Origin of the sequence: Stenotrophomonas sp. 364 (assembly GCF_009832905.1) — a bacterium.
Classification (GTDB): Bacteria; Pseudomonadota; Gammaproteobacteria; order Xanthomonadales; family Xanthomonadaceae; genus Stenotrophomonas; species Stenotrophomonas maltophilia_AP.
The window spans coordinates 2,195,314-2,211,997 of the sequence record NZ_CP047135.1 but is presented as its reverse complement, the minus strand read 5'-3'; the positions used below and the strand labels follow the sequence as shown (position 1 = coordinate 2,211,997).

Sequence of the window (16,684 nt, the reverse complement as noted above, 5' to 3'; positions counted from 1 at the left end):
CATGATCATCTCCGCCTCCACCGATTACCGCGCGGCTGCGCAGCGCAGGCTGCCGCCGTTCCTGTTCCACTACATCGATGGCGGCGCGTATGCCGAACACACGCTCAAGCGCAACGTGTCCGACCTGGCCGACATCGCGCTGCGTCAGCGCGTGCTGCGCAACATGGCCGAGCTGAGTCTGGAAACCACCCTGTTCGGCGAGCGCCTGGCGATGCCGGTGGCGCTGGCGCCGGTCGGGCTGACCGGGATGTATGCGCGACGCGGTGAGGTGCAGGCGGCGCGCGCGGCGGCCAGCCGCGGCATCCCCTTCACCCTGTCGACGGTGTCGGTGTGCCCGATCGAAGAAGTGGCGCCGGCCATCGATCGGCCGATGTGGTTCCAACTGTATGTGCTGAAGGACCGCGGCTTCATGCGCAATGCGCTGGAGCGGGCCAAGGCCGCCGGGGTCACCACGCTGGTGTTCACCGTGGACATGCCCACCCCCGGCGCGCGCTACCGCGACGCCCACTCGGGCATGAGCGGCCCCAACGCGCCGCTGCGGCGCATGCTGCAGGCCGCTACCCATCCGTGCTGGGCGTGGGACGTGGGCCTGCGCGGCCGCCCGCATGACCTGGGCAACATTTCCACCTATCGCGGCAGTCCGACCGGGCTGGCGGACTACATCGGCTGGCTGGGTGCCAACTTCGATCCCTCCATCTCCTGGAAAGACCTGGAGTGGATCCGTGAATTCTGGTCAGGACCCATGGTGATCAAGGGCATTCTCGACCCGGACGACGCGCGCGACGCGGTGCGGTTCGGCGCCGATGGCATCGTGGTCTCCAACCACGGCGGCCGCCAGCTGGATGGCGTGCTGTCCACCGCGCGTGCGCTGCCGGCCATTGCCGATGCGGTGAAGGGCGAACTGAAGATCCTGGCCGACTCGGGCATCCGCAGTGGCCTGGACGTGGTGCGCATGCTCGCGCTGGGCGCCGACAGCGTGCTGCTGGGCCGTGCGTTCGTCTATGCACTGGCCGCGCAGGGCGAGGCCGGCGTGGCCCATCTGCTGGACCTGATGGCCAAGGAAATGCGGGTGGCGATGACGCTCACCGGGGCGAAGACCATCGCCGACATCAGCCGCGATTCGCTGGTGGACGCCACCCGTCGCCTCGCGGCCGCGCCATGAACGCTGCATCCCAGGGCCCGGCCACGCTGTTGGCGCAGCTGCGTGCGATCGTCGGCAATGCGCACGTGCTGTGCGGCGACAAGCCGACCCGGCGCTTCCGCAAGGGCTACCGCTTCGGTAACGGCCCGGTGCTGGCGGTGGTCCGCCCGGGTACGCTGCTGGAGCAGTGGCGCGTGCTGCAGGCGGTGGTGGCTGCCGATGCCGTGGTCATCATGCAGGCCGCCAACACCGGCCTGACTGGCGGCTCCACGCCCGACGGCGCGGACTACGACCGGCCGGTGGTGATCCTCAACACGCTGCGCCTGACTGGCGTGCAGCTGATCAACGAGGGCCGACAGGTGGTCTGCCTGCCCGGGGCGACGTTGGACCGGTTGGAGAAGGTACTGGCGCCGCTGGACCGCGAACCCCACTCGGTGATCGGCTCGTCGTGCATTGGTGCCTCGGTGCTGGGCGGGGTCTGCAACAATTCCGGCGGCGCGCTGGTGCGGCGAGGCCCGGCCTATACCGAGATGGCGCTGTTCGCCCAGGTCGACGCGGACGGGCGACTGCAGCTGGTCAATCATCTCGGCATCGCGCTGGGCGACACCCCCGAGCAGATCCTGGAGCGGCTGCAGCGCGGCGACTACGCACGCACCGACGTGGACAACCGCACGGACCGCGCCGCCTCCGATCCGCGCTATGCCGAGCAGGTACGCCAGGTCGATGCGTCCACCCCGGCCCGCTATAACGCCGATCCCTCACGCCACTACGAAGCGGCCGGTTCGGCCGGCAAGCTGGCGGTGTTCGCGGTGCGGCTGGATACCTTCGCGCGCGAACCGGCCGAGGTGTTCTACATCGGCAGCAACGCGATGGAGGATCTCACCGCGGTCCGCCGACACCTGCTGACGGCCTTTGAGCGCCTGCCGATTTCCGGCGAGTACCTGCATCGCGACGCGTTTGATATCGGCGAGCGCTACGGCAAGGACACCTTCCTGCTCATCGATCGCCTGGGCACCGCGCGGGTACCGGCTGCATTCGCGCTGAAGAGCCGCATCGACGGTTGGTTCGAAATGGTCGGGCTGCTTGGGGCCACCGACCGGGTCATCCAGGCCATGATGCGCCTGCTGCCGGGGCACCTGCCGCCCCGCATGAAGCAGTTCCGTGACCGTTACGAGCACCACCTGCTGCTGAAGGTATCGGCAGGGGATGCGGCCGCCACCGAGACCTTCCTGCGCACGCACTTCGCCGATGGCGAGGGTGACTTCTTCGCATGCACCGCCGATGAAGGCCGCAAGGCATTCCTGCATCGCTTTGCGGTGGCAGGCGCGGCCGTGCGGTATCGCGACGTACACCGCGATGCAGTGCAGGATATCGTCGCGCTGGACGTGGCCTTGCGCCGCGATGACCGCCAGTGGGTGGAACAGCTGCCGGCGGACATCGACGCCAAGCTGGCCGGCAAGCTGTATTACGGGCACTTCTTCTGCCACGTGTTCCACCAGGACTACATCGTGCGCAAAGGCGAAGATCCGCTGGCGATCGAGCATGCGATGTGGGCATTGCTGGACGCGCGTGGTGCCGAGTACCCGGCCGAACACAACGTGGGCCACCTGTACCCGGCCAAGCCGGCACTGGTCGCGTTCTATCAGCAGTTGGATCCCAGCAACACGTTCAACCCGGGCATCGGCCAGACGCCCAAAACGCGCCACTGGAACGGCTGCGACTGCACCGGAACCGGAACGGGGTAGAGCCACCCCATGGGTGGCTGCACGGAAAACCCGCGATCTGATGGCACAGCCACCCATGGGGTGGCTCTACCCGGTGGGGAATCACTCGCAGCGGACGGCGGTGATCACGTTCTGCTTGTCGATGAACACGCGCAGGCGATCCTGGCGAAGGTCACGGGTGGTGATCGTTTCCGGGCCGATCGGGTTGACCAGCCCGGCACCGCTCTGCGCCGACAGCTTGCGCATGGTGGCTTCGTCGGCCGTCTTCCCCACCGCCCAGTCCAGTCCCTCGGCCTTGCACAGGCCCGGACCCTTCACCTGCGGGCCGGGGGTGCTGACGCAGGCGCCGAGCGCCAGGCTGGCGACAAGGGCCAGCGTGGCGGCCAGGCGACCGGAAGTAACGCTGCGCGAATGGAAAGTCATGGGGTCGCTCCTGCGGATTCAGGCGCTGACGATACCACTGCCGCCGCGATCTTCGCGTGGTGGCAACGCTACACTGCACGCCGTCGCAAAAGAGTGGGAGAGGGCAGTGCTGCACGTGTTCATGCTGGGCGGGCGCCATGCGCGTGCGCGCATCGAAGTCCATGACGTGGCCTTCGCCAATGTCGACCGCCCCGAGGATGCCTACCCACAGTTGCGCCGGGAGTGGTTCGGTGACGCCAAGGGCCTGCACGTGGACGGCTGGCTGGCGGTGGACGGGGTCGACGGCCATCAGGTCCGTTTCGGCGATGTTGCCCCGGGCCCGGCTGCGCCGCGCCTGTTCTTCGTCAACCTGGGCGGCTACGTGCCACGCGCGCTGGGCGAGGCGCACGACTACCTGCTGCTGGTCGCCGCTGACGTGGCCGATGCCAGGCAGAAGGCCAAGGGCCTGCGCGACGCCAGTTGGATCATGCCGCATACCGACGCGGTGCTGGACGTGGACGACTGCATCGCCATCGACCAGGTGGGCGGCCGCTACGTGCAGCTGGAGCCAGGCGCGCATGCGGAGATCGCGCTGGTCAGTGACTACATCGTGATCGGCTGAGCGCGGGCGTACCTCAGCCCGTGGGCGACGGCTCCCGGTGCATGGAAGGGCAACTTTCGGCCTGCTCCGCTGCGGCCACCGTGACCGTGGCGCGTTCGCCATCACGCTGGCGCAGGACGATGTCATCCACCCGCGCCCAACGCCCGTCCGCGCTGAAGGCGGTCTCGTAAGGACCGTGCACGATGGAGAAACGCGCCAGAATCCGCTCCTGCTCCAGGTCCAACAGAAACACAGTGGAGTAGGGCGTGGTGCCGGGCGGCATCTGGTCCCAGGGGCGGCCCCAGGCAAGTGCGCGGGTGTGGGCGCAGTTCACCCGCCAGCCATCGACCGCCGATCCCAGCCATATCCGGACCGTACGGGTGTCCCGCTTGAAAATCACGTCATCGCCGCGGCCCGCGACGTCGCTGATCGAGGCCGGGCTGCGGTGGGACAGCGGCGGGCGTTCCGTGCTGCCTGCCGCCACACCGCTGGTGGTCGACACCAGTAGCCAGATAACGGCAAGCCCGCCGCTCCGGGGCACACGAAGGCGTGTGTCCGCGCGATTACGGCGTCGCTTCATCCTGTCCGCCACGCCGCGCGTAGACGGCCTTCCAGACGGCATCCATGTGCTTCTGGAACAGCGGCGGGGCATCCTTGTAGGACGCGCTGTCCTGGCGCTCGCCGCCGAACGGCGCGTCGCCTTCGATGGTGACCAGCGATTCGCCGTCGATGCGGTAGACATCGTTGTCGCGGCGCAGCTCGATCACGATCTGCTGCGGGTCCACGCCGCCGCCGCAGAAGCTGTGGCTGGCCAGGGTGAGCTCGGCCACACCATCGCCGTCCAGGTCGCTGGCGCCCACCTGGTCGAGGAAGTAGCCCGCGTCCAGGTCGAGGCCTTCGCACTCGGTCGGGCTTTCGCTCTGCCAACGCTGCACAAAGGGGGCGTCGGCGGTGGCGCGGCCGTACAGGGTGGCGGTCAAGGTGGCCACGTCCATGTCCTGGTCGCTGTCGGCGTCGTGCGTGCGGGTATCGGTACGCGTCAGCACCAGCAGGCCTTCACCGGCGGTGTCTCGGTAATGCACCAGCTTCAGCGGCTCGCGGATGCCCAGGCCGTCGGTTTCACTGCCGGGCAGGGCGGGCAGGACGGCAAACCCACCGGCAGCCGGCTGCGCGGGCGCTGCCGTCGCTGCGGTTGCGGCGGGGCCTTCAGGGGCGGCAGCGGTATCCGTCGCCGCCTTGCCAGGCCCGCCGCATGCGGCCAACGCCAGCGCGCAGGCCACGGCGAGCCAGCCGCTGCGGTCAACGCTCATTGCCGCTGGCCTTGGTGACGACGACGATGCCGAGGGCGTCATTGAGGGTTTTGGCGTGGGTCGCATCGAGTTTCGGGTCCTTCAGTTCTTTGTTGGCGAAGGCCAGGTAGGCCTTGGGCACGTAATAGCGCAGCGACGCAGGATTGTATTTGACGAAGTTGATCTGGTCGCTCTGGTTGCCGCCCAGCAGGATCGGGCTGCTGCCATCAAGCGCGTACACAAAGCCCACGTGGCTGGTCTTGACCAGCGCGATCGCGCCGAATACCGGTGCATCGATCTGCACGTAGTTGGTGGTATCGGCGGCGAACGAGCGGGCGCGGTACGGATGCGGGCTGGAGATGGGGTACCCGGCCTTGCGCATGCAGTAGTTCACAAACGAGGCACACCAGGCGTTGTCTCCGCCAGCCATGGTCTTGAACTGCTTGCCGTAGCCGATTTCCTCGTGGAAGTTGATCGTCTTGGTGATGACCCCTTCCTTCTTGCCCGACCACTTCTTGGCCTGCGCGTAAGCGTGCTCGATCCACGGCGCCCGTTGCTGGGAATACGGCACCAACGCGATCGGATGGGCCTGGTTCTCCGCACTGCGCACCGGCCGGGTGTCCACCGCCGCCGGCGGCTTCACGGCCGGCTGCTTGGGCGGGGCGACCGGCGGCGGCTTGACCAGGCTGGGTGCCGGCCCGCTCGGCTTGCTCGAGGCGGGCGGTTGGCCGGTCTTGGGTTTGGTCACGGCGGTGGAGGCCGGTTCGGCCTTCTTCGCGCCGGTCGGCAGGTTGATCGACTGCCCGGGGCTGATCTTGTTGCGGTCCTTGATCGCCGGGTTGGCCGCCATGAGCTGGTCCACCGACACGCCGTGGCGGTCGGCGATGCCCGACAGCGTGTCGCCGCGCTTGATCGCATAGCTGTTTTTGGCAGCGGCTGACGCGGCATCGTTGGCGGCCGCGCCGGACGTGCTGCCCTGCGGTGCCGGGCCGTAGATCCAGATCACCTCGCCCGGAAAGACCTTGTTGCGGTCCCGGATCCGGTTGTTGCTGACCAGTTCGTCCACGCTGGTCTTGAACTTGCTGGCCACCGTGCCGAGCGTGTCCTTTGGCTGGATCACATAGCGGATCGGCGCGCGCTTGGCGTCGCGCGGACCGCCGTCCGGGTTGTGCGGCTGCGAGCCGGCCAGCGCAGTGACCAGCGGTCGCGCGAACAGCAGCGACGCCGACGCCTGGTCCAGCACGAACTCGCCGATCTTGGTGCCGACCTTGCCGGCCTCTTCGGCGAACAGCTGCACCATCTCACCCGGCTTGCTGGTGATGAAGGCCGGCAGCACGCCATAGGCGTTGGTGGTGAGTTTCTTCTCCTTTCCGGTGCTGGTCTTGGCCACCACGGGGAAGGATGGCAGCGGCTTGGCGCCATCGGACAGCGACACCTGGGTGGCGTGCACGATCTTTTCCTTGCGGGTGTCCGCATTCGCGTTGAAGCCTTCGTACTGCTCCATCGCCGCAACCATGCCGTTGAACTGCTCGTCGGTCATGTCCTTGATGACGGTCTGGTCGGTGGCGCCAGACTTCTTGCGCACGAACGCCAGGTACTTGGCCGTGTCGTTCTCGCCTTCCGGGGCGTAGGTGTGCATCGCGTTGTACAGCGTCATGTCGTTGTACTTGCGGCGCAGCAGGGCGCGCTTCTCCTTGCGGCCTTCCTCGACGCTGGAAAAGATGGCGAACTTGCCGCTGGCCGTGTCGGCCTGGCCGATCATGCTGACGTACTTGCCACCTGGCCGCAGGTTGCCCGGGTTGTTGAGCAGCCACGCCAACGTACCGCCGGTGCGCAACATCTTGTCGCCGTTCGCAGCGGTGAATTCCACCGTGCGGATGTCCTTGTGAAATACCGCGCTGATGTACGTGGTCATGGGCTCGACGCTCAGGGGGACGGTGGCGCTGCCAGCGCCTGGGTGACGGTTTTCTTGCCAACGTTGCGGGTGCTGCGCAGCACGAACACCCAGCGGTCTTCGTCCGGCTGGCGCACCAGCTCATAGCGCTTCAGCTCCACGCTGGCGTTGTCGTCGTACGGCGTGTCCTCATACTTGAGCTGGGCCGTGGACAGCCAGGTCTTTCCGCCGGCCTGCACCACGCGGGCGTCGCTCAACGGGAAGTCCGCGGTCGCGGTGGTCTTGAATACGAATTCGCTGGGCGCCGCATCCGGTTTGGCCAGCAGCGGCACCTGGTTCCACACCGCGTCCTTGCCCTGCGGCTGCCACTGGAAGCTGTAGACGTAGAAGCTGTGCGCGTTGAAATGGTTGACCAGGCCCGAGTTCACCCGCAGCGTGCCTTGCGCGCTGGCGATGGTGGCGGTACCGGGCTTGTACTGCTGGGCCTGCGCCGGGGCGGCGGCGATCGCGGCGGCCAGCAGCAGATACGACAGGGTTTTCATGCGTGATCGTTCTCGTTGCCGAGCAGTTCGAGGATCTGCTCCGGGGTCAGGGCGCCCGTCTGCGCGGCGGCATCCAGCTCGCCGCGGTAGCGGTCGCCATCGGGGTCGTCATCGTTGTCGCCGTCTTCTTCCGGCGGCGCGCCGGTAGCGGCGGTGATCTTCTCCCACTTGTCCTCGCCGACCTGCAGGGTGAGCGTCCTGCCCAGCCCCTCGGACATCACGCGCGGCAGGCGGCCATCCTCGCCCACGGTGCCGGCGGCCACTTCCTTGTTGTCCTGGTCGACGATCTTGAAGGGCAGGTTGGTCCAACCCAGGTCGCCGGCCAGCACGTCCGCGCCTTCCACCGCGAAGCGCAGGCTGTCGGTAAAGGCGAAGGTCTGGTCGGGCAGGGCAGGAACGGCGGCGGCGTCGCTGGCGCCGCCCAGGAAGGGATGCTGCCCAGCCTTGACGGTAAAGGTGCCGGGGCAGCTGAAGGTGATGTCCCCACCTTCCAGCGTGATTGCACTGTTACCGGCCTGCAGCACCACTTTCTGCTGGGCCAGCACGTCGATGCGGTCGTCGGTGGCGGTGATGGTGATGGCCTGGTCGGCCAGCAGCTCCAGCTCGCCGGTGTGCGCCTGCAGGCTCACCGGACCCTGGGCGGCGATGACCTTGATCGGGCCTTCCTGCGCAAACAGCGCGGTGTGCTCGCCGGACACGGTGGAGACGGTTTCGCCGGCGCTGATGTGCAGGTCCTGCTGCACGGTCATCTGCAGGTTCTGCCCGGCGTAGGCCACTGCACTGGCCGGCGTGGTCCAGAAGATCTGCTCGGGCGATTCGGCCAGCAGAAGGGCCGCAGCAAAGCGCTCCACCGGGTTGCTGCCTGGGGTGCGGCCATCGTCGGGCTTCATTGCCGACTGGCCGTTGACCTCGCCGTCGTACTTGCCGTCCACCTGCGGGTCGATCTTCTCGCGCAGCTGGGTGGTGCTTTTCAGCGCCGTCAGTGCCGGCACGTTCTGCTGCCGCAGGGTGTCGTGCATGCCTTCCAGGCTGCGCTCGGCGCCCTTGAGCTGGGCGACGGCCTCGTTGCTGTCCAGCACCGTGGAGGCGCCATTGCTGCGCGCCGTGGTGGAGATCAGCAGGCCCTTGGCCGCATGCACGTTTCCCCAGCCCTGGGTGGCCAGCTCGAAGCCCTGGCCGCGCAGCGCGCCGCGCCGGGTGTCGCCGTGCTCGATCAGGTAGCCCAGTTCCAGCCGGCTGTCGGCCAGCGAGGTCTGCAGGCGCGTGCGCAGCTGCCCGGGCGTGTCGTCGATCACCCACTGCTGGGTGCCGCCGCCATCGTGGGACTGCGTATGCAGGCCGCTGAGCACGCCGGGGTGCTGGGCCTTCTCGTCGATGCCGCCGCCAAAGGGCGGGGCGACCTCGCCGTTGTAGAGCTGGCCGGTGATGCGCGGCTGGTCGATGTCCCCGTGCAGAAACTCCACCAGTACCTCACTGCCGATGCGCGGCAGGAAGTGCGTGCCCCAGTTGGGGCCGGCCACCCACTCGGCCACCGGCACCCAGCTGCCGCTGGTCTGGTCGCCGGGCGCATGCCCGGTGAGCTTGCTGCCGGTGTCGGTCAGCCCGCCCGGGTTGGGTGCGGTACCGCGCTGCCAGCCAAACTGGATGCGCACCTGGTGCTCGCGGTTGGGGGTGACCACGCTGTCGGCCACGCCGACCACGCGCGCGGTCTGCGGGCCGTGCAGGGTGGGCCGGTCCTGCGGCAGGGCGCGGATCGGCGCGTCGCTGGGTGCGGCCAGGAAGCGGTTGCGGTAGCTCCCGTTCTCAAGTGCCGATTCGCCGAGCAGTTCAACGATGCCATGGCCCAGGTTGTTGACGGCCACGTGCGCCACCGCCAGCAACTGGAAGGTCTGGCCTTGGTGCTGCGGGTGCTGGGTGAGGGTGAAGCGGTTGCCGGCGGCCAGCACGCGCACGCTGCCGCTGCCCTGGAACAGGGTCATCGGCACGCGCAGCGCATCCAGACGGGCCTGGGCCTCATCGTCGGCCGAGGCGCCCTTGCCGAAGCGGCCAGCACGCGGCTGCACATAGACTTCCAGCGCGGGCAGCTCACCGGCCTCGGCCTGGCTCTGGCCGCTCACCGCCTGCAGCTGCTCGCTGTGCCAGCTGGCCACGCTGCTGGCGTTGGGCACCAGCTGGCGCTGCTCGGCAAAGGCGGTGATGCCGTCGAGCGCCTCGGCCATGTCGGCGCGGTGGAAGCGCTGCGCGCCCAGATCGGTCAGCTCGGCACCGGGTTCGAACACTACCAGCGTGTGCGCGGCCTCGCCGCCCTGCGCCTGCTCGATGCGCCAGGCCAGACCGGCCTCGGCCAGCAGCCGGGTCACAAAGTCCCAATCGCTCTCGCGGTACTGGGTGGTGATGGCGCGCGCGGGCAGGGCCGACTGCACGTCGAAGCGGAATACCGCCTGCGGGTAGTCGCCGAAGATCTGCTCGCAGATGGTGCGGGTGTCCAGGTCCTGGAAGATCACCGCGTTGCGGCGCAGCTCCAGCAGCGCCGTCCACGGCTCCAGGGTCAACCTGTAGCGGGCCAGGCCGCCGTCGCTGCCCAGCTGGGCCACCTCGGTGCACAGGCCATGCCACTGGCGCAGGCCGCCGTCGGCCTGCCGCAGTTGCAGGGTCAGCGGCTGTTCCAGCCACGGGTCCATATCCAGGAACGCATCGGTGGACAGACAATCGATCTCGAAGCGGGTACTGCCGCAGACCGATTCCTGGCCGTCGAAGCGTTCGACCACCAGGTCCGGGGCAGGCCCCTGCAACTGGATCAGGCGCGCCTGTTGGGAAGGCGTGGCCAGTGAAGCCAACAACTGAGAGCGGGAGACATCCATATCGACGGGCTCATATCAGGGTTGTGATGAAGCGTGAATCGGCGTGAGTCGCAACGCGCGCTTCGGTGCGGACGCGCGCGCCTGCCTGGCAACAGTAGCAAACCGTGTTGACAGGTCCTTTCACCGCTGGTTCCAGCACGCCCCCTGACGTGGCCTGCTGCACGGCAGGCGAAGGAATCCACGCATTGTGCTGCATACCGTGACGGAGGGCGGAATAGCGAACCGGCAACGGCGAAAACTGTGACTAACATCTCTAATTAACGGTGTGCGGCACGCAGTACGTCACTGCAAGGCGGCAGGCCGAAACGGGGGGATTGGCCCTGGTGCGTCGGTGCCCATCCGGGGTGCGTGGCTCAGGGCAGCGTAATGGTGATGTGCGCCGTACGCTGCGGCATCTGCACCACATCGTTGTACGCCGCCATCCGCTGCTGGGTTTCGTGACCCAGATAGAAGCGCAGGCCGAAGAATCCAAGCAGGCCGAACCCGGCGACCAGTGCCGCAGGCATCCACAGCGGCACCACGCGGCGCAGGCTGTGGCGCACGTTGTCCGGTGGCAGTGCATGGGGCGCGAAGCCGTGGCGCTTGCCCTTGAGGTAGACGATCTCATCGCCCAGACGGGCGGTGAGGTAGCCGAGCTTCTCGGTACCTTCCAGGCGGTACTTGCCCTCGAAGCCCATCAGCAGGCAGAAGTGGTACACCTCCAGCGACGGCAGGCGCGGGGCGCCCTGGCGGCGAAGCTCTTCAAGCCGGTCGAAGAAGTGTTCACCGGCCAGGTGCTCGCCGAACAGGCGCAGCTGCAGCGGGTTGCGCTCCCAGGACTCATGCAGCGACGACGGCTGCGACAGGATCGCTTCGTCCACCGCGGCGCAGAACGCGTACTTGGCGGCGTAAACATCTTCCGAGGCGATGCCCATGCGGTTGGCGTTACGCTCCACGCCGTCCAGGAACTTCTGCACGGTGGACACGAACGCTTCACCGTCGGAGGGCAGCTGCCCACGCTTGAGCAGCAACAGCAGGTAGAAGCCATCGGCCATCAGGTCCTGCAGACTCTGCGGATTGGCGGCCTGCGGGGCAGGCGCAGCCAGGCCGCCATGCGAGCTCAGCGAGGGCATCGGGCCCGGGGTAGGGGGCAGGGGCGAATTCATCATGAGGTCACCGCAACAAGTTCCATTTTGAGGTCGGCAATGCCGGACGGCACGTACACCATCAGCGACTGCGACTTGAGCATGCGCTCATACAGCGCGCCGCGCGTATCCAGTTCGAAGTAGTGGCTGCCCGGGCGCACCGGGATAGCGGCCGGCACCTGGTTGGCGTGGGTGAGCTTGACGCCGGGCAGGGCCGACAGCACGCATTTCTCCACGTCGTCCGGCGCACCGATCTTGAAGCGCACCGGCACCGTCTGCACCAGCTCCTGCGCCGGCACGTCGGCCGACACCGCCAGGTAGAACGAGGCATCACCATCGATGCGCTGCGAGTCCAGCCGGCCCAGGTGGTAGGACGGCTTGACTTCGTTGAGTGCGATCTTGAAGTAACGCGCCGAAATCACCGTGTCCAGCAGCGTGCGGATGATCTCGAACAACTGCCGGAAACCGGCTTCGGGCTGCGCGTGCAGATAGCGCGGCAGATCGTTGAGCGCGTAGGCATTGGAGAACGTCAGCATCGCCCCGGCCATGCGCAGCAGTTCCTGGTGCAGGCGTTCGGGATGCAGCTGCGGGTGGTGGTACAGATGCGCCAACGAACTGAACGACGAGTTGATCGTGTGCAGCAGCCAGAACGAGGCGATGTCGCCGGAGCGGAACTCGATGATGTTCTTCGACGGCTCGCGGTGCAGGCCGTACAGCGCGTCCACCTTGGCCTGCAGCGAATCGAGGATGCCACGCAGTTCCCGATGCAGGGTCGGTGAGGCTTCCAGGTGCGCGCACGGCGGAATGAACTCGTCGTCGAGCTCGAAGCCTCCGGTGGACGTGCGGCGGATGCGCGCCAGCGCCACAGTGGAATAGGGGTCGCGCGGGTTCTCGTCGGTCAGCAGCTTCACCGCCTTGCCGAGGAAGCCGAGTTCGGCTTCCACCGCATCGGTGTAGAGGTCGTTGGCGCCGCGATTGATCTGGCGATAGCGCGCCAGCTGGCTGGACTCCGCGTCGGCGCAGTTGTCGCCGTCATCGCGCAGCAACGGCAGGGCGAGGTGGATCACCGTGGACTGCACGCCGGGCGGCAGGTCCTTCAGCGAAAGCGCGTCGGGCAGTGCGTCGTGCACCGGTGCGTCGTAGCTTTCGCCATCGGGAAACACGGCCGAAATGTCCAGCGGACGCAGCGTGCCGCTGCCGAGGGCCTGCGGATCGAAACGCACGCGACGGCAGCCCCAGGCATAGGGGTGCAGCGTGAGTGACAGGTCCTGCAGACGCGCCTCGTGATACGCATCCTGGCGCTGGAAATGCTGGGGCCTCAGGAACAGACCTTCACCCCAGAGAACTTTGGACATCCTGCTTACATATGCCACATTTCAATCCTTGGAAATCTCGGGCCAACCCCGCCCGATACACACTAGGGTTCCACACACAGTCCCAAGACAGGAACGTGAAAGTGCGAGATGCATCACGTTTTTGATGCCCGGCTACACAACAATACTACCGCATGCCGGGATTCTGACGTCAGAATGCAGGCATCTTCAACGAGGAGAGACGCAGCGCACGGAAGCGAGACTGCCCGGGTCCCCTGACACGCGCGTGACCAGGGCCTGGCTGTCAGTGGTCAGTGCGCAGGCATGGATTCCGACCGTAATACCTTCGTTGGCCAGGTTCTTGTGCTTGCTGTCGAACGCGAACCGCCAGCGGCCTTCAGCCGGCGCGCGGAACAGGGCAACCACACCCAGCACCGCGGTGCCTTCACTCAGTTGTTCCTTGAGCTCCTGCCGGTTGCCCGGGGTCAGTACGATCTCGTTGACCGACAGCAGGTCCGCACCCAGCGCGGCCTGTTCGCCACTCTGGTCGAGGAAGGCATTGAAGGGGGCCTGCTCGAAACGCTGTGCACTGCGCAGGTGGTAGACCTTCACTACCGCGGCAGTGGCGCGCTTGTCATTGCCGGCGTTGAGGTTGATGCCAGCCAGCAGTCGCAGGGGAACGACCGGCGGGGCCTCCGGTTGGGCATCACGGATCCCGACCGCCTGCAGCGTCTTGTCCATGGCCTTTCCCAGTCCGCCGCTCGCGCAGCCGGACAAGGACAATGACATCGCCGTGACAAGACATATAACAGTGTGGCGCCCTAACCAGAAATTTCGGCTCATGAGGGGTTTCATGCATTCTCGGACGGAGGATGGGGGTGGTGATCAGCGGGGCGTTGCGAAGCCGCGTGTACGTCAAGATCGCGGAAGACGGTGTGAAAAACAGCAACGTTGCATTGAAACACGCTATGCGCTTCACTATACCCCTGCGTATTTGCAGTTGTACACTTGCGACGGTTAGGGAAGGGAATCCCGTGTGTTGTATCGGCGGGGACCGGACTCACCTTTAGAAGTTTCCATGAGGGATTGGCATGAAAGTGAAGGTAATGGGGAAGGCTGTCTATCGGCCGTTGTTGGCAATGGCACTGCTGTCCGGTCTGGCGGCCTGTTCGTCGGCGCCGAAGAAGGGCGCGGTCCCTCCGTACGATGCAACGATGACCACGGCGGAGACGCAGGTCACCACGGTGGGTTCCGAAGCCGCCATCAAGAGTTTTGAAGACGCCGCACGCGCCGATCCGACCCGCAAGGAACCGTGGGTGCGCATCGCGCAGCTGCAGTTCGATCAGGGCCAGTACGCGCGCGCCATCGTTGCCGCCGAAGAAGTGCTGCAGCGCGATCCGGACGACCTGGTCGCCGATGGCGTGATCACCGTGGCTGGCTTCCGCATCGCCAACACCTCGCTGACGCGCCTGCAGGGCCGCGGCGCACTGGCATCGGAAACCGCGCGCAAGGAAGCCAAGACCCTGGCCGACACGCTGCGCAAGACCATGGGCGATGCCGTGCTTGAAGATCCCAAGCCGAAGCCGCGCACGCCGGCCCGTCGCACGGGCACCCGTCGAACCACCGCACCGGCCGCAGCACCTGCTGCCGCGCCTGCTGCACGTCCGGCGTCGTCCAACGGCGGCGATCCCTTCCAGAACCTCGGCGGCAACTGATCCGTACGCAGTAACGCCCCCAGTCAGGAGACACCGATGGCGAAGAAGGACAGTATTCAGAAGCGGCTCCAGAAGATCCGCCCCCCGCGCGTGCAGTTGACCTACGACGTGGAAAAGGGTGATGCGATCGAACAGAAGGAGCTGCCGTTCGTGGTGGGCGTGCTCGGTGACCTGAGCGGCAACCCGGAACAGCCGTTGCCCAAGGTCAAGGACCGCAAGTTCGTCAACGTCGACCTGGACAATTTCGACGAAGTGATGGAAGGCGTCGCTCCGCGCGCCGTCTATCGCGTCGCCAACAAGATCAGTGATGCCGGCGGCGAGTTCGGCGTCGAGTTGAAGTTCAACTCGATCGACGATTTCCGCCCCGAATCGGTGGTCGACCAGATCGAACCGCTGCGCAAGCTGCTGGAATCGCGCACCAAGCTGGCCGACCTGCGCAACAAGCTGGCCGGCAACGAGAAGCTGGAAGACCTGCTGACCGATGTCCTGAACAACACCGAACAGCTCAAGAAGCTGGGCACGGGCAAGGAGCAATAAGCCATGGCAGCAGAAGCTACCGGTGTAGCCGAACAGTCGGCCGCAGCCGTCGAGGAAATCGGCCTGCTCGACCAGATCGTCGAGAAGAGCAAGGTCGCCAAGTCCGAGACCGAGCACCAGCGTGCCAAGGACATCATTTCCGAGCTGGCCAGGGAAGTGTTGGAAGGCACCGTGGTGGTGTCCGACAACCTCAACCTGACCCTGGATGCGCGCATCGCCGAGATTGACCGGATCATCTCCGAGCAGCTCAGCGCGGTCATGCATGCCCCGCAGTTCCAGCAGCTGGAAAGCACCTGGCGCGGCCTGCATTACCTGTGCCAGCAGACCTCCACCGGCCCGAACATGAAGATCAAGGTCTTCAACGCGCCAAAGAAGGACCTGGTCAAGGACTTCAAGTCGGCGATCGACTTCGATCAGAGCGCGCTGTTCAAGAAGGTCTACGAAGAAGAATTCGGCACCTTCGGTGGTGCGCCGTTCGGTGCGCTGGTCGGTGACTATTTCATCGGCCGCCAGCCGGAAGACATGTACTTCGTCGAGCAGATGTCGCACGTGGCCGCTGCCGCCCATGCGCCGTTCATTTCGGCTGCGTCCGAGGGCATGTTCGGCCTGGAGACCTTCACCGACCTGGGCAAGCCGCGCGACATGGCGAAGATCTTCGACACGGTCGAATACGCCAAGTGGAAGTCGTTCCGTGAAAGCGAGGACAGCCGTTACGTGGGCCTGACCCTGCCGCGCTTCCTGGGTCGCTTGCCGTACAACCCGAAGGACGGAACCACGGTCGAAGGCTTCAACTTCGTCGAGGAAGTGGAAGCCGCCGACCACAGCAAGTTCCTGTGGTGCAACACCGCCTATGCCATGGCCGCGCGTCTCACCCACGCGTTCGAGGATTACGGCTGGTGTGCGGCCATCCGCGGCGTTGAAGGCGGTGGCCTGGTCGAGGACCTGCCCACCCATACCTTCCGCACCGACGACGGTGAAGTGGCACTGAAGTGCCCGACCGAAGTGGCGATCACCGATCGTCGCGAAAAAGAACTCAGTGACCTCGGTTTCATTCCGCTGGTCCACTGCAAGAATACCGACTACGCCGCGTTCTTCGGCGCCCAGTCGGCACAGAAGCCGAAGAAGTACAACACCGATTCGGCCAATGCCAATGCGATCCTGTCTGCCCAGTTGCAGTACATGTTCGCCGTCTCGCGTATCGCCCATTACCTGAAGGCGATGATGCGCGAGAAGATTGGCAGCTTCGCTTCGGCAGGCAATGTCGAGGAGTTCCTGAACCGTTGGATCTCGCAGTACGTACTGCTGGACGACAACGCCTCCCAGGAAGCCAAGGCCCAGTACCCGCTGCGCGAAGCCGCTGTGAACGTTTCGGAAGTGCCGGGGAAACCTGGTGTCTACCGCGCTGTGGCCTTCATCAGGCCGCATTTCCAGCTCGATGAGCTGTCTGTTTCGTTGCGATTGGTTGCCGAATTGCCGGCAACTGCAAAAAAGTCGTAACGCATTGATGTTGCTGTAGCGCCAAGGGGCGGATGCCCTGATTG

At 66.2% G+C, this 16,684-nt stretch carries 15 protein-coding genes; 6 read left to right on the top strand and 9 right to left on the bottom strand.

Going from position 1 to position 16,684, the window contains the following annotated elements:
• Nucleotide 1 precedes the first annotated feature (1 nt).
• Both lldD and dld read left to right on the top strand, forming a co-directional pair.
• The gene (lldD, locus tag GQ674_RS10090; RefSeq protein WP_159496963.1) at nucleotides 2–1,162 is read left to right on the top strand and encodes an FMN-dependent L-lactate dehydrogenase LldD; all 1,161 of its coding nucleotides are present in this window, start codon (nucleotides 2–4) and stop codon (nucleotides 1,160–1,162) included.
• Nucleotides 1,159–2,886 (top strand): D-lactate dehydrogenase, encoded by a 1,728-nt coding sequence (gene dld / locus GQ674_RS10085; protein ID WP_159496962.1) that lies wholly within the window; start codon nucleotides 1,159–1,161, stop codon nucleotides 2,884–2,886. The genes lldD and dld overlap by 4 nt, the downstream gene beginning before the upstream one ends.
• Before the next feature lie 81 nt (nucleotides 2,887–2,967).
• Here the strand turns inward: dld and GQ674_RS10080 are convergent, their stop codons facing one another.
• Entirely contained in the window at nucleotides 2,968–3,288 is a 321-nt protein-coding gene (locus GQ674_RS10080) for a hypothetical protein (protein ID WP_159496961.1), read from the bottom strand.
• Nucleotides 3,289–3,394: 106 nt separating this feature from the next.
• Between GQ674_RS10080 and GQ674_RS10075 the strand changes: the two genes are divergently transcribed.
• Complete coding sequence (locus tag GQ674_RS10075) at nucleotides 3,395–3,889, top strand: DUF1543 domain-containing protein (RefSeq protein ID WP_159496960.1); 495 nt, start codon at nucleotides 3,395–3,397, stop codon at nucleotides 3,887–3,889.
• A gap of 13 nt (nucleotides 3,890–3,902) precedes the next feature.
• Here GQ674_RS10075 and GQ674_RS10070 read toward each other — a convergent pair whose 3' ends face one another.
• The 8 genes from GQ674_RS10070 to tssJ all read right to left on the bottom strand — a co-directional run bounded on the left by GQ674_RS10070 (nucleotide 3,903) and on the right by tssJ (nucleotide 13,680).
• On the bottom strand, nucleotides 3,903–4,448 hold the full coding sequence (locus GQ674_RS10070; protein WP_159496959.1) for a hypothetical protein: 546 nt from the start codon (nucleotides 4,446–4,448) through the stop codon (nucleotides 3,903–3,905).
• On the bottom strand, nucleotides 4,432–5,178 hold the full coding sequence (locus tag GQ674_RS10065) for a hypothetical protein (RefSeq protein WP_159496958.1): 747 nt from the start codon (nucleotides 5,176–5,178) through the stop codon (nucleotides 4,432–4,434). The genes GQ674_RS10070 and GQ674_RS10065 overlap by 17 nt, the downstream gene beginning before the upstream one ends.
• Complete coding sequence (locus GQ674_RS10060) at nucleotides 5,168–7,072, bottom strand: TIGR02594 family protein (protein ID WP_159496957.1); 1,905 nt, start codon at nucleotides 7,070–7,072, stop codon at nucleotides 5,168–5,170. Before GQ674_RS10060 ends, GQ674_RS10065 begins: the two co-directional genes overlap by 11 nt.
• A gap of 11 nt (nucleotides 7,073–7,083) precedes the next feature.
• The gene (locus GQ674_RS10055; RefSeq protein ID WP_159496956.1) at nucleotides 7,084–7,593 is read right to left on the bottom strand and encodes a hypothetical protein; all 510 of its coding nucleotides are present in this window, start codon (nucleotides 7,591–7,593) and stop codon (nucleotides 7,084–7,086) included.
• Nucleotides 7,590–10,454 (bottom strand): type VI secretion system Vgr family protein, encoded by a 2,865-nt coding sequence (locus GQ674_RS10050; protein WP_159496955.1) that lies wholly within the window; start codon nucleotides 10,452–10,454, stop codon nucleotides 7,590–7,592. Before GQ674_RS10050 ends, GQ674_RS10055 begins: the two co-directional genes overlap by 4 nt.
• 353 nt (nucleotides 10,455–10,807) lie before the next feature.
• Nucleotides 10,808–11,602 carry a type IVB secretion system protein IcmH/DotU gene (gene icmH, locus GQ674_RS10045; RefSeq protein WP_181394032.1) on the bottom strand — a complete coding sequence of 265 codons (795 nt, stop codon included), beginning with the start codon at nucleotides 11,600–11,602 and terminating at the stop codon, nucleotides 10,808–10,810.
• Nucleotides 11,599–12,933 carry a type VI secretion system baseplate subunit TssK gene (gene tssK / locus GQ674_RS10040; RefSeq protein ID WP_038687986.1) on the bottom strand — a complete coding sequence of 445 codons (1,335 nt, stop codon included), beginning with the start codon at nucleotides 12,931–12,933 and terminating at the stop codon, nucleotides 11,599–11,601. The genes icmH and tssK overlap by 4 nt, the downstream gene beginning before the upstream one ends.
• A gap of 186 nt (nucleotides 12,934–13,119) precedes the next feature.
• A complete protein-coding gene (gene tssJ, locus GQ674_RS10035; RefSeq protein WP_236546289.1) occupies nucleotides 13,120–13,680 on the bottom strand; it encodes a type VI secretion system lipoprotein TssJ in 561 nt (186 codons plus the stop codon).
• A gap of 302 nt (nucleotides 13,681–13,982) precedes the next feature.
• On the opposite strand from tssJ, the gene GQ674_RS10030 reads away from it, so the two are divergent.
• From GQ674_RS10030 to tssC, 3 genes are read left to right on the top strand one after another with little or no spacing between them, the layout of a single operon-like run.
• Nucleotides 13,983–14,606: a tetratricopeptide repeat protein gene (locus tag GQ674_RS10030; RefSeq protein WP_185753497.1), complete on the top strand. Its 624-nt coding sequence runs from the start codon at nucleotides 13,983–13,985 to the stop codon at nucleotides 14,604–14,606.
• A gap of 36 nt (nucleotides 14,607–14,642) precedes the next feature.
• Complete coding sequence (gene tssB, locus GQ674_RS10025; protein ID WP_159496953.1) at nucleotides 14,643–15,143, top strand: type VI secretion system contractile sheath small subunit; 501 nt, start codon at nucleotides 14,643–14,645, stop codon at nucleotides 15,141–15,143.
• A gap of 3 nt (nucleotides 15,144–15,146) precedes the next feature.
• A complete protein-coding gene (tssC, locus tag GQ674_RS10020; RefSeq protein WP_159496952.1) occupies nucleotides 15,147–16,640 on the top strand; it encodes a type VI secretion system contractile sheath large subunit in 1,494 nt (497 codons plus the stop codon).
• Nucleotides 16,641–16,684: the final 44 nt, after the last annotated feature.